Below are 13,351 nucleotides of genomic sequence, written 5' to 3' on the forward strand. Positions count from 1 at the left end.
CGTAGGGTGCGCACCTGTGCGCACGCTGTACCGTTGGGCAGAGTTGGCCCCGGGGAGCGACCGCGTACGCATGAAGGGGCTGAGGGGCGCGCGACAGGTAGGCCTCGTGCGCCCAGCGGATGCAAACTCTGCTCAACCGTACAGCGTGCGCACAGGTGCGCACCCTACGTCGGTCCATCCGCACGCGGTAAGGCTATGCAGCCTTGGATTCAAAAACGCAGGCCGAGCGCCGCGCCCAGCGTGTCGCGGTCCGCGGCCTGGTTGTAGTCGCCGCCCCACAGCGGCAGGTATGCGATTTCAGCGAAATAGCGCTGCCGGTACTCCAGGCGTAATGCGAGGTTGGCGCTGCGGCGCCCCTCGTTGAGGACGAAGTCGCCGGACCAGCCCTTCACGTCGTGCACGAAGGCCGCACTCGCATTGGCGTTCAGCCCCGGCAGGACCTCGGCAAACCGGGCGTCCAGCCGCAGGCGGTAACCGTAGGCATTGACGGTTGCGTAGCCGCGCAAGGAGCACTGCAGCGGATTGGTTCCGGGGCAAACACCGAAAACCGGGCCCGCACCGTAGATATCCGCACGGTTGTAACGACGCGCCGCCTGGCTCGGCAGCCCGAAGGTGTGTTTTGCGGTCGCTTCAAAGCTGGCCGTCAGCGGCACGCCACCGGCACGCCACTCATGCTGCACCCCGGCATGCGTGTGCAGGAAGCGGTAGTTGTCATAACCGTGGAACAGACCACCGGGCGGGGTCGCGTCAACGTCCGCCCGTAGCAGCGACGGCGCGGCCGGGCTCAGGAACGGCGGCACCACGTCACCCGGCGCCAGCATGAACGGCTGGCGCGGCCGGTATGCCAGTTCGCCGTAGACGCTGGTCGGGCCGCGCTTGTGCATGAAGGTCAGCGCGGTGATCGACAACCCTTCCGGGTATTCGGTGAAATACGCCATGTTCTTGCCGTCCGGGTCGCCGGGGATCAGCGCCGGGCCGACCCGGGTCGAGCGGCGCAGTCCCGGCAACGACATGCGCGAGTTGTAGCGCGCATAGTAGAACCCGAAGTCAGTCGCGATCGAGGCCGCCTTCCAGTTCAGGCCCACTCCGAATTCGGCGGCGCCCGGCTTGGGCGTGGGCAGCCGCTTCTGGTAGGCGCCGGATGCCACGCGCGCGCGGTCGCTCGTCGGCGGGTTGCCCGACATCACCCGGTCGCAGCCCTCGGACATGTAATCGCTCATCGACCACAAGGTGCCGCACATGTCCAGCGCATGCGGGCGGAACGCGGTCTGGTAGTAAGCCTCGATCGCCACTCCCGCGCGGGGCTCGACACGGCCGAACAGCATCGGCAGCGGGACCCTGGTCTCCTGCGGCGCCGCCCCGGCCCGGTGCAGTGCCGGCAGGTCCCTCGGGTTGAGCCCCTCCAGGCCGCCCTGGCTGCTGCCCACGCCCCAATTGAGCGACTGCTGGCCGATCCGGCCAAGCGCGCGCATCCCGCCCAATTGGCCGACCTGCTGCAGCCAGGTCTCGCCCAGCGCCACCCCGGAAAACCGGGTCAGTCGGCTGGCGCCGGCGTCCGATAGCGGCTGGTTGGCGGCGTAGCCATTCGCGGAGTTGCCCCACGGCCTGTTGTCGTGCAACAGACCGAAGTCGTGCCACGCCTTGACCCGCACCAGGGCGGAAGTGTCGCCTTCGCGCAGCGACAGGTCGAGGTAAGCCTTGAGCGCGCGCGAGGCCTGGTCGCGGAGGCGGTAATTGAGGTTGGCGTCATCCGCGTTACCGCCGGTGCCACGGCCGGCCAGGCCGATCGCGGCCGCGTTGATGGCGGTGAGCAGCTGCGGATCGCTTTCCTGGGTACGGAGCACCGAACCGAAAGTGATGCGCCCGCTAAAGTTGGTCTCGATCGCGTGGGCCAATGGGGACATGGCGAAAGCAAGCGCGACAGCCGCGGCAGCGCGCCGAACGACCGGGGCGGGCCTGCTTGCCATGGAGAGGTTCCTTGTTGACGTGGTTGTTGTGGGGTATTGCGGCAACTGAATCATGCTAACTTTTTTGCAACTACCGGTCAACGCGCAGTTGCGTTCAATTTCAAAAACGCAACAGCATACACTACTGCATCGCCAGCTCGACACAGTTGCGCCCTGCCCGCTTGGCGCGCGCCAGCGCCGCCTCCGCCCGCACCGCCAGCGCATCGCCGCTTTCCTGTCCGCCGAGCTGGGCCACGCCCAGGCTCACGGTGACGCGGTCGCAGCCCGGTACGGCGGCCCGCTCGATCGCCTGGCGCACCTTCTCGGCTATCTTCAGCCCGTCGATCGCGCAGGTGTGGGGCGCGATGATCCGGAACTCCTCGCCGCCCGAGCGCACCAGCACGTCATTGGTGCGCAGCACGGACCTAGCGATGTCGGCCACGGCACGCAACACCACATCCCCCACCGGATGACCGTATTGGTCGTTGATGGTCTTGAAGCGATCGATGTCGAACGCGAGCAGCGCCAGCGGCAACTGATAGCGGCGCGCGCGCCGGATCTCCTGTTCCAGCAGCCGCTCGCCGTGGCGGCGGTTGGCCACGCCGGTGAGCGCATCGGTGGTCGTCACCTGGTTGACGCGCGCCAGCAATTGGTCGGACTCGCCATGCATTTCGGCCATCCGCAGGCCAACGCCGACCAGTTGAGCAAGGTCGGCCAGCGTTGCCAGGTGCTCGCCGGCAAAACGCTGCCGTCCTCCAAATAACAGGCTAACCGAGCCGCGCGGTGCGCTCGACTCACCGCAGCCGATCGGCAGCCCCAGCGCCATCTCGACGCCGTGACCGCGCAGCGCATGTACCAGTTCCGGCGCGCCCGCCTTGTCCAGCGCATCGAGCAGCATGAGCTCGCCAGTGGCGGCGGAAATGAGGCCCGGGAACGCATGCCGCAGCGGCGACTGCAACAGCCGCTCGCCCCCCTGCAGGACGCGCGCCAGGTCCGGTCCGTCCGCGCCAATCTGGGCGGCCAGTTGCAAGTCGTCGCCCTCTTTCAGCTGGAACAGCGCTGCGTGGCGCACCCCGGGCCAGCCGCATAGGGCCTGGCACAGCGCAAGAGCCATGCGATTCGGATCCTCCGGCTCGAGCAGCGCCTGCTGGACGCGCGAGCGCACGGCCAGCAACTCTTGCAGCGTGGCCTCGCCGCATTGATCGGGACTGCCGGCCAGCATGCGTTCGACCACCTCGCACAGCGCGCCTGCGGACAGCGGCGTGATCGCATAATGGATCGGCCCGAAGTCCATCAGCTTCGATAACCAGCGCGCGCCAGTGAACGGGCACAGTACGAGGGTCGGCGCGCGATCGCGCAAGGCCACCAGCCGGCCGAGCGATGCCAGGTCGATCGCGGGATCATAGCGCTCCAGGTCGATCACCAAAAGGTCGACCCGCTGCCCGGCCAGCAGGTCGGATGCCGCTTCCGCCCCGTCGGCGAAAAACAGGCGCCCGAACAGCTCGCCGCAGGCGGTCTGGAAGCCGGTCCGCCGCTCGCCGGCGCAATTGAGGAACAGGCCGACTTGGTGCGCCGCCATATTTTCTCCTTGCCATGCATATTTGCTAATTACCAATGACAAGTTTGCCACAAAGCACAGGCCGCGAACAGGGCAAGAGCCGTACTGTGTGAGCGAGCGCACCGTCAATCGGGAAGGAGCCGGGAATACTGGCGTGATCTGCAACAGCAACAAACAGGAGAGCGAGATGGCGATTCAAGATGACGCGGCGAATCAGCAGAAAGCGATCCAGAACCGGCAGGACCAGCGCGACATGAGCATGCAGAAGGAGCAGAGCCAGCAGCCGGTGCAGACTGGCGTGGTCAACGAGCCGGTACCGCCGATGCCCCAGCAGCACCTGGTCAAGCCGGGAATTGAAGCGCAGATGGAACTTAAGCCGCAGTTCATGGCCGAACAATACAAAGGCAGCGGCAAGCTGCAAGGCCAGGTGGCCATCGTCACGGGCGGCGATTCCGGCATCGGACGCGCGGTCGCTGTGCTGTTCGCCCGCGAAGGCGCCGACGTTGCGATCATCTACCTGAACGAGCACGAAGACGCCGAGGAAACCAAGCGCTGCGTCGAGGCCGAGGGCACGCGCTGCGTGACGATCGCAGGCGACGTCAAGGACATGGAATTCTGCCAGCAGGCGGTCGACCAGGTGGTGGCACGGTGGGGGCGCCTCGACGTGCTGGTCAACAATGCCGCGTTCCAGGAGCACGCCAGCTCATTGCTGGACCTGACCGAAGAGCGTTTCGACCAAACCATGCACACCAACATCTACGGGTACTTTCACATGGCCAAGGCCTGCGTACCCTACATGAAGCGTGGCGCAGCGATCGTCAACACCGGCTCGGTGACCGGGCTGAAAGGCTCCAAGCACCTGCTCGACTACTCCACCACCAAGGGGGCGATACACGCGTTCACCATGTCGCTGGCGGGCAACCTGCTCGAAAAGGGTATCCGCGTCAATGCGGTCGCGCCCGGACCCGTCTGGACGCCGCTGAACCCGGCAGACCAATCACCTGACAAGATAAGCAAGTTCGGCGCCAGCACCGACTACGGCCGCCCGGCCCAGCCGGAAGAGCTGTCGCCAGCGTATGTCTACCTGGCTTCGTCGATCTGCTCGAGCTATGTGTCGGGGATCGTGCTGCCAGTAACCGGATCGATCGGAGAGTAGAAGGCAAGGAGCAATCATGGCAAGGAGCATGTGGAAAGGCGCCATCAGCTTTGGGCTGGTGCATATCCCGATCGAGATGTACCCGGCGGTGAGCGACAAGGGACTGGACCTGACCATGCTCGATCGCCGTGACTTCTCCCCGGTCGGGTTCAAGCGCTACAACAAGGGCAACGGCAAGGAAGTGCCGTGGGACGAGATCGTCAAGGGCTTCGAATACACCAATGGCGAATATGTGGTGCTGTCCGACGAGGATCTGCGGCGCGCCAATCCGGAAGCGACCCAGACCATCGACATTTTGGCTTTCGTCGACGCCGAACAGGTGCCGGTGCTGTACTACGACCAGCCCTACTACCTCGCGCCCGGCAAAGGCGGCGACAAGGTGTATTCGCTGCTGCGCGAGACGCTCAAGGACACCGGCAAGATCGGCATCGCGCGCGTGGTCATCCGCATCAAGCAGCACCTGGCGGCGCTCGAGGTGGTGGGCGAAACCATCGTCCTGCACACGCTGCGCTATCCGGACGAGATTCGCGATGCGGGCGAACTCAAGGTCCCGGCGCCGGACGCGAAGAACGCCGCGATCTCCGACAAGGAACTGAAGATGGCCAAGGCGCTGGTCGAGGGCATGAGCGAGGACTGGCAGCCGGAGCATTATCACGACACCTACCGCGAAGACGTCATGGCGCTGATCGAGAAAAAGGTCGCGGCCAACGAGACCAAGACCATTACGCTGCCGGGTAAGGAAGAAGCGGCGCATGCGCCTTCGAATGTGATCGACCTGGTGTCGCTGCTGCAGGCCAGTTTGGGCAAGAAAGGTGGCGCTGCCGCTCCCGCCGCCGAGCAAGAAGAAGAGGAGGAACAGCCCGCACCGAAGGCGCGCAAGCGCGCGGCGGCGGCTGCCAAATCGTCCTCGGCATCCAGGACAACGGCGCCGGCCAAGACGCCAACGAAGACCTCGGCCAAGGCCCCTGCGCGCCGCAAGAGCGCGGCGTGACCGACTCCAGAACCGCGACGCATCCCTAATTAAAACCTGTCAAGTAGCACGTCGTTCCCGCGCAGGCGGGAACCCATGCTGAGCGTCATTTCACGCTGCCTATGGGTTCCCGCCTGCGCGGGAACGACGATTTGGGCGCTAACTAAATTACCCGTTGCCAGCAGCAGAGTTACTTATGCTGGTAGCGGTATTCTTGCGTCTTGCCACCATACCCATATGACGTTGCACGCACGTCTTGCACATAGATATAACTTTCATCGTGCAAGGGACCAAGCAGATTATCGAAGGCATGAAAAGCCTCTTCAATGAAGCGTGCTTTTTCCTCCTTGGTGTTGGTTTCGTCCGTAACCTTGATGTCAAAATAAATACTGTTGCGGCCATGCTCGGCGAGGGTCTTGCCTGCGATGATCCAATCCCCGGGATCAACGTATTCGATCGCAATCGCCGTGACTTCCGGGCTTTTTCCGAGAATGCGACTGGTCAAGCCGATCAACGTCTCCCCGATTTTTTGGGTTAACCCGGGAGCCTTCTTTGCACCGACCTTCACCGAAAGAATGGGCATCTAATCCTCCAAATGGTTAGCTATGCAACTATAAAAGTAAAAAAAACTACTCCAACGTTGATCGAGTTTTTCTGATTTTCTGGACGACCTCGGCAAAGGCTGCATCGCCCATCTGGGCCTTAAGTCTTCCCGTCACTGTCCTGGCTGATTGGTTGAGTGCCGCCTTGATGGCAACGGCAGCAGCCGTTGGATGAATCGCCACTTCTCGCCCGTCAGCGTCCGTGCGTCGACGCTCAACGTATCCCCGCTGGACCAATCCATCCAATGCCCGAGTGACCGTCGGGCGTGAGATGGACAGCGCATCAGCCAACTCATATTGCAGCATCCCTGGGCGGTCAAGAATCGCACGCAACATAAACCCTTGCGGTGGAGTTACCCCAAAGGGCGAAAAGGCCTGTGCCCACTCACGTTCGAGACGGCGTGCGAGAGCTGCTGTATTGAAATAGATGCATTCATCAAACATGACATCTACGTTACCTCGAAATGATTAGCCATGCAACTAAATTTGTTTAGAAGCCGCTCCGCTGCGTGGGCACCCCGCACTGCCCGGCAGTGTCAGGAGCACCACAACCCGGCATTCCCGCCAGCGCTACAATGGCAAGCGGCGACGCAGGACCGTTGAACTTGACGATGGGAGTAATAAATGGACATACGACAGCTTTTGGGAATCTCCCTACCGATCATCCAGGCGCCGATGGCCGGGGCACAGGGCAGCGCGCTAGCCATTGCCGTCTCGAACGCGGGCGGCCTCGGCTCCCTGCCCTGCGCCATGCTGACGCCAGACGCCATGCGGCAGGAACTGGCGGCAATCAGGGCGCAGACCGACAAGCCGTTCAACGTGAATTTCTTCTGCCACGAGCCGCCGCAGGCCGATGCCGAGCGCGAAGCCGCCTGGCGCCGAGCGCTTGCGCCCTACTATGCCCAATTCGGCATCGACCCGGCCACCATACCCGCAGGACCCGGCCGCACGCCCTTTAGCTCCCAGGCGGCCGACATATTGGAGGAACTCCGTCCGCCGGTCGTGAGCTTTCACTTCGGCCTGCCGGACGACACGCTGCTCGCGCGCGCAAAGGCGACCGGCGCGCGCATCCTGTCCTCCGCCACCACGGTCGAAGAGGCCCTGTGGCTGGAGGCGCGCGGGGTCGACGCCATCATTGCCCAAGGCATGGAGGCCGGCGGCCACCGCGGCATGTTCCTGACCGACGACCTGACCACGCAGGTCGGGACCTTTGCCTTGCTGCCCCAGATCGTGCAAGCGGTCAAGGTCCCTGTCATCGCGGCCGGCGGCATCGCGGACGCCAACGGCGTGGCCGCCGCAATGCGCCTGGGCGCGGCCGGCGTGCAGATCGGCACGGCATACCTGCTCTGCCCGGAAGCGACCATCAGCCCCATCCACCGCGCGGCTTTGGCGAGCCCCGCCGCGCGGCACACCGCCGTCACCAATGTCTTCACCGGCAGGCCGGCACGCGGCATCGTCAATCGCATCATCCGTGAAACCGGGCCGATGAATCCGCAAGCGCCGGCCTTCCCCCTCGCCACCAGTGCCATCGCCCCGCTGCGTGCCAAGGCCGAGGCGATCGGCTCCGGCGACTTTTCGCCGTTGTGGAGCGGCCAGAATGCCAGCGGCTGCAAGCCGGTTCCCGCACAGGAACTGACCCGGATGCTGGCGGGAGCGGACTGAATCTGCTCGCCTGGCCCCGGCATGGAGCGCCGCAATGGACGAGTTCCGCGCGGTGCTTGCGGCACCGCAGCCGCGAACTCAGGTGCGTGTCCAGAATAGGCCTGCCCGCCTCTCTACGAAAGGGAGCGGAATGCCCCGGGGGCAATACGTGGCGCTCGGCGCCGCGCCTCCCGGAACCGTTCAATCGCACGAAAAACAAGGAAGCGCACATCATGACAACTGATCGCGAGCTTGATCTCGGGCGACGGCGCACGCTGGCCGCCAGCGGAGCGATGATGGCAGGAATCCTGGCCGCGAGTACCCCCGAAATTGCCCTGGCTAACCAGCCACCCTCGGGAGGCAATGCCGGCCTTCCAGTGGAGCAAATCGAAAAAATCCTGCGCACTGACGGTCGCGTAAGCAACGGCGTGCTGCATATCACTCAAGACCGCAACGACCTGAACAATGTGATTGGGCCGGGCGGCATCCCATTCAAACCTGCCTTCCAGCTCACGAATGAATTCTACTTCCAGGCCTTGTCGGGCGGACGTGCCATCTTCAACGGCGAAATGACGCTGCTGCCCAGGGAAACCAACCCGGTCATCGACCGTATTCTCGCCAACAGCCTGGTGTTCCAGGCGTTCCACCAGCACTTCTTCGACCTGAACCCGCAAGTCTGGCACATCCACCTGCGCGGCGTGGGTGATCCGCTCGCGCTGGCGCGGGCGCTGGCCAACGTCGTCGCAGCCACCGGCACCCCGCTGCCGCAATCGTCGCCGCCGAATCCGACCACGCCGCTCAACGTCAAGCTACTGTCCCAGATTCTCGGCGGCGAGGCCGAGGTGGACGAAGATGGCGTGGTCGTGGTCAGCGTGCCCCGGCGTGAGCAGATCGTGCTGGGCGGCATTCCGATCAATCCCAATCTCGGGGTCGACCACACGATCAACTTCGAGCCGCTCGCCGACGGCCGGACCGCGGTGGCGCCCGACTTTTCACTGATCGCGTCGGAAATCAACCCGGTCATGTCGATCATGCGCAAGCAGGGGTTCACGGTGCACTGCCTGTACAACCAGGAAACCGCCGAAAGCCCGCAGCTGTATTTCTCGCACCAACTGGCAGTGGGCGACGCCTATGCGCTGGCGCGTGCGGTGCGAAACGGGCTGAATAAAACCAACGCCAAATTCACATAAGGGCAGCCCCGGACGGCCCTGGCCAGGCCCGTCCGGTCCAGCTAGTCCCGGCATTACTTGGCAATATCCAGCGCCTTCATCGCGCCGGTCAAGGTCTTGGCGGCCTTGGCGTAGCCGGCCCAGGGATCGTTGCCCTTGTCGAGACGGGTATGGGCGTTGCGCACGTTCCACTGGTCACCGGACTTGATCGCCGGTAGCTCGTCCCAGTCGAGCGGCACCGAAATGCCCAGCCCCGGACGCGCCCGCGCCGACCACGCCGATGCGGTCGTCGCGCCGCGGCCGTTGCGCAGGTAGTCGATGAAAATCTTGCCGACGCGGTTGCGCGCCCCGCTCTTGAAGGCGAACCGGTCCGGCAAAGTGCGCGCCACGTGGTTCACGATCTCGTGCGAGACGTCCTTGACCGTGTCCCAGTCCTTGCCGCCCTTGATCGGCACCACCACGTGCAGCCCCTTGCCGCCACTTGTCTTGAGGAAGGCGGGCAAGCCCAATTCGCCAAGGAAGGCCTGCATCAATTGCGCCGCCTCCTGCATGGTCTTCCACTCCACACCTTCGCCGGGGTCGAGGTCGAACACCATGCGGTCCGGCGTGTCGTAAGACTTGCGCACCGCGTTTTGCGTGTGGAACTCGATCACATTCCACTGCGCCGCCGACAGGATTCCTTCCACGCTCACAATCTCCAGCATCGGCGGGTCGCCCGGGTCCAGTTCCTCGGGCATGTGGACCACGCCCGGCAGCTTGTCGACATTGGTGTGCTTCTGGAAGAACAGTTCCCCGCCCACACCGGCGGGCGCGCGCACCAGGGCCAGCGGGCGGCCTTTCAGGTGCGGCAACATCAATTCCCCGACCAGCGCGTAGTAGCGCACCAGGTCCAGCTTGGTGGCGCCGGTCGATTGGTCGATGACCCGCTCGCCGTGCGTGATCTTCAAGTTCGGCGGCAGCGTCGTGTGCACCGCGCTCTTGTCCTCCCGCCTTGGTGCCACCTCCTCCGTATGCCTGGCCACTTCGCGCGTGATCTTCTTTGGCGGCTTGTCCGCGCGCAGTCCGTGGAAGACCGGGTGGCGGATCGATCCGCCCGGCGTCCACTCGGAAAAACTGACCTCGGCCACCAGCTTCGGCTGGACCCAGTGCGGCTTGCGCCCGGGCACCGCCTTGGGCGGGAACGGGCTCTCGTCGGTTTCGATCTTCTTGAGCCTGCTGGCGATGTCGAGCAGCGTGGCTTCGTCAAAGCCGGTGCCGACATTGCCGGCGTAGCGCAGCACGCCGTCCTGATCGTAATAGCCCAGCAGCAGCGAACCGATTCCACTGCGCGCGCCCTGCGGATCGGTATAGCCGCAGATGACGAATTCCTGGCGCTGCTCGCACTTGAGTTTGATCCAGTCCGGCGAGCGCCGTGTCACATAGCGCGAATCGCGGCGCTTGCCGATCACGCCCTCCAGGCCCATCTTGCACGCCGCCGCCACCAGGTTCTTTGGGTCCGCGACGAACTCGCTCGAGAAACGGACATTGCTTGACGCCGGCGCCTTGTCGAGCACCTCCTGCAGCAGCGCGCGCCGCTCGGTCAAGGGCACGTCGCGCAGGTCGTATCCCTTAAAGTAAGGCATGTCGAAAACAAAGTAGACGATCTCGGCCGTGTTCGACCCGTCGAACGCCAGTTGCAGCAAATTGAAGTTCGGCCGGCCTTGCTCGTCGTGCACCACGATTTCGCCGTCATACCAACCGTCAGGCAACTTCATGCGCTGCAGCGCCTTCTGCAAGGGCTGCAGCTTGTCGGTCCAGTCGTTGCCATTACGCGTGATCAGGCGCACGTCCTTGCCATCGATCCGGGCCAGCATCCGGTAGCCGTCGAACTTGATCTCGAAGATCCAGTCTTCCGGCGTCGACGGCACCTTGTCGACCAGCGTCGCCAATTCGGGCGCCAGCTTATCGGGCAACTCGGCCTTGACCGCGCCCTCCGGCAGCGCGCCGCGTTTCGCACTGGCCGCCCGCTTGCCCGGCGCAGGTCGCTTTGCCGCATCGGCCGGCAACGGCAAGTCGCGCACGCTGTCGGGCAGTTCGTCGACCACCGAAAACTCCTCGGCGGCCCTGGCGTAGTCGTCCTTTTCCTTGATCAGCAGCCACGGCTCCTGCTTCTCATCGCTGCGGCTCTTGATTCTCACCAGCGCCCACTTGCCATGCATCTTGTGACCGTGCAGTTCGAACTTCAAACTGCCCTTCTCGTATCCCCGCTGCGGGTCCTCGAGCGGTTCCCAGGTGCCCTTGTCCCAGATGATGACCTTCCCCGCGCCATACTGCTTTTCGGGAATCGTTCCCTCGAAGTCGTTGTACGAGATCGGATGGTCCTCGACATGTACCGCCATCCGTTTGTCGTGCGTGTCATAACTGGGTCCCTTGGGCACGGCCCAGCTTTTCATCGTCCCGTCGAGTTCGAGGCGAAAATCGTAATGCAACCGGCTGGCCCAATGCTTCTGGATCACGAAGCTGAGCGCGCCTGCCTGCGCCGCCTCGCCGCCTTCAGGCGGTTCCGACGTGATCTCGAAATTGCGCTTGGACTTGTAGAGTTTGAGGGCGTCTGGCATGGCAGCACCTATGCATGTCGCTAGACTCCCGACTATATTGCCACCACGGCTGGGCGACTGTACGGCAGCTAACCCTTGCCTGCCTGCGGCCAGATTGTAAGCGGATGTAAATGCGCGTCAACTGGCATGAGGGCAGCCGCGTTTTTGTGCGCAGTAACTCCGGCGGCATCCGCCTCTGTCAACCACGAAAGGATAAAAACCATGAAGAAACTCGTCGCTACTTTGATCGCCGGCCTGTTCGCCACTTCGGTGTTTGCTGCCCAGCCCCCGGCCGCCCAGCCGGCCGCAGCTGGCCCGACCAAGGCCCAGATCAAGACGCCACCCGAGATTTCGCAGGCTGACGCCACACCAGCAAAGGCCGATGCCAAGGCAGAAAAAGACCAGGCAGTCGCCAATGCCGATGCCGCCAGCACCAAAGCCAAGGCACACAAGAAAGCCAACAAGCAAAAAGCCCAAGCCAAGGCCGGCCAGGCTGACGCCACCACGAAATAACAACAACCAAACAATAAGCTCAAGCCCCACCATAGTGCAAAGACAGGGTTCGCCCTGTCTTTTTTTTGCGTTCCGTAACGGCATCGCAGCCTTACCCAACCGGGGTAAAATGAAGTCTTTCCTTCGTTCACATCGGGATTTCGCATGCACAAGATCGTCTTCCTCGACCGCGACAGCCTGATCGCCGACGTCCGCCGTCCTGGATTCGAGCACGAGTGGCGCGACTACCCGGCAACGGCGCAAGACGAAGTTCGCGAGCGCCTGATTGATGCCACCATCGCGATCACCAACAAAGTGCCGCTGCGCGCCGAGGCGCTCGCCCAGTTGCCGCTGCTAAAGATGGTCGCGGTCGCCGCCACCGGCACCGACAATGTCGACCTCGCGGCCTGCCGCGAGCGCGGCATCGTCGTATCGAACATCCGCAACTACTCGCTGGTCTCGGTGCCGGAGCACGTGTTCACGCTCATACTCGCGCTCAAGCGCAACCTGCGCGCCTACATCGCCGATGTCGAAGCAGGACGCTGGGAACACTCCAGCCGCTTCTGCCTGCTCGACCACACGATTGGCGACCTTGCCGGCAGCCGCCTTGGCATCGTCGGCTACGGCGCGCTCGGGAAAAAGGTGGCGACGATTGCGCGCGCCTTTGGCATACAGGTTTGCGCAACGTCGCGCTCCAGGATCGAAGACCCGCACGTGAACCAGCTGCCGCTGGACGAACTGCTGGGCAGCTGCGACGTGGTCAGCCTGCACCTGCCGCTCACGGAGCAGACGCGGCACATGATCGGCACGCGCGAACTGGAACTGATGAAAAAGAGCGCGCTGCTCATCAATACCGCACGCGGCGGCCTGGTGGACGAAGACGCGCTGGCCGGTGCGCTCATGCGCGGAGTGATCGCGGGCGCTGGCTTCGACGTGCTGTCCAAGGAGCCGCCGTCGGCGGAAAATCCCCTGCTCCGGTTGCGCCTGCCGAACTTCATACTGACGCCGCATGTGGCGTGGGCGAGCTCGGGGTCGATGCAGACGCTGGCCGATATGCTGGTCGATAATATCGAGGCCTGGGTCGCGGGGCGGGCGCAGAACGTCGTCTGAACCGCTCAGCGCCAACTCTACGCATCCGTACCGCGTGCGCACAGGTGCGCACCCTACGGACCAGCGGCCAGCGCACATCGTAACGTGAAAGAAAGCACTGTACGGATGTGCAGCGTCCTGACCTGAGTAGG

Annotated in this window: 11 protein-coding genes; 6 read left to right on the top strand and 5 right to left on the bottom strand. The window is 63.9% G+C overall.

The annotated features are described in order from the left end of the window. Window positions 1–209: 209 nt before the first annotated feature. Window positions 210–1,967, bottom strand: a complete 1,758-nt coding sequence (locus tag E4O92_RS11880) for a DUF1302 domain-containing protein (RefSeq protein ID WP_167759771.1) — start codon at window positions 1,965–1,967, stop codon at window positions 210–212. 121 nt (window positions 1,968–2,088) lie between these two features. Then, a complete protein-coding gene (locus E4O92_RS11885) occupies window positions 2,089–3,525 on the bottom strand; it encodes a GGDEF domain-containing protein (protein WP_135189986.1) in 1,437 nt (478 codons plus the stop codon). Between the two features lie 166 nt (window positions 3,526–3,691). Here E4O92_RS11885 and E4O92_RS11890 point away from each other — a divergent pair, with 166 nt between their 5' ends. Together E4O92_RS11890 and ku are read left to right on the top strand one after the other, a co-directional pair. Continuing rightward, window positions 3,692–4,660, top strand: coding sequence for an SDR family oxidoreductase (locus tag E4O92_RS11890; protein WP_135189987.1), 969 nt, complete (start codon window positions 3,692–3,694; stop codon window positions 4,658–4,660). 16 nt (window positions 4,661–4,676) lie between these two features. Continuing rightward, window positions 4,677–5,651, top strand: coding sequence for a non-homologous end joining protein Ku (ku, locus tag E4O92_RS11895; RefSeq protein ID WP_135189988.1), 975 nt, complete (start codon window positions 4,677–4,679; stop codon window positions 5,649–5,651). Between the two features lie 169 nt (window positions 5,652–5,820). Here ku and E4O92_RS11900 read toward each other — a convergent pair whose 3' ends face one another. Further along, window positions 5,821–6,213: a tautomerase family protein gene (locus E4O92_RS11900; protein ID WP_135189989.1), complete on the bottom strand. Its 393-nt coding sequence runs from the start codon at window positions 6,211–6,213 to the stop codon at window positions 5,821–5,823. 46 nt (window positions 6,214–6,259) lie between these two features. Next, window positions 6,260–6,676: a MarR family winged helix-turn-helix transcriptional regulator gene (locus E4O92_RS11905; RefSeq protein WP_135189990.1), complete on the bottom strand. Its 417-nt coding sequence runs from the start codon at window positions 6,674–6,676 to the stop codon at window positions 6,260–6,262. 180 nt (window positions 6,677–6,856) lie between these two features. Between E4O92_RS11905 and E4O92_RS11910 the strand changes: the two genes are divergently transcribed. Both E4O92_RS11910 and E4O92_RS11915 read left to right on the top strand, forming a co-directional pair. After that, window positions 6,857–7,894 (top strand): NAD(P)H-dependent flavin oxidoreductase, encoded by a 1,038-nt coding sequence (locus E4O92_RS11910; RefSeq protein ID WP_135189991.1) that lies wholly within the window; start codon window positions 6,857–6,859, stop codon window positions 7,892–7,894. A 212-nt stretch (window positions 7,895–8,106) separates the two neighbouring features. After that, window positions 8,107–9,063, top strand: coding sequence for a DUF1259 domain-containing protein (locus E4O92_RS11915; protein ID WP_135189992.1), 957 nt, complete (start codon window positions 8,107–8,109; stop codon window positions 9,061–9,063). Window positions 9,064–9,116: 53 nt separating this feature from the next. Here the strand turns inward: E4O92_RS11915 and ligD are convergent, their stop codons facing one another. Then, a complete protein-coding gene (gene ligD / locus E4O92_RS11920) occupies window positions 9,117–11,639 on the bottom strand; it encodes a DNA ligase D (protein WP_135189993.1) in 2,523 nt (840 codons plus the stop codon). A 201-nt stretch (window positions 11,640–11,840) separates the two neighbouring features. On the opposite strand from ligD, the gene E4O92_RS11925 reads away from it, so the two are divergent. Together E4O92_RS11925 and E4O92_RS11930 are read left to right on the top strand one after the other, a co-directional pair. Beyond that, window positions 11,841–12,131, top strand: a complete 291-nt coding sequence (locus E4O92_RS11925; RefSeq protein WP_135189994.1) for a hypothetical protein — start codon at window positions 11,841–11,843, stop codon at window positions 12,129–12,131. 144 nt (window positions 12,132–12,275) lie between these two features. Then, window positions 12,276–13,220: a D-2-hydroxyacid dehydrogenase gene (locus tag E4O92_RS11930; protein ID WP_135189995.1), complete on the top strand. Its 945-nt coding sequence runs from the start codon at window positions 12,276–12,278 to the stop codon at window positions 13,218–13,220. The last annotated feature ends 131 nt before the right edge of the window (window positions 13,221–13,351 follow it).

The sequence above is a fragment of the Massilia horti genome, assembly GCF_004614195.1.
In the GTDB taxonomy this organism is placed as follows: domain Bacteria; phylum Pseudomonadota; class Gammaproteobacteria; order Burkholderiales; family Burkholderiaceae_D; genus Telluria; species Telluria horti.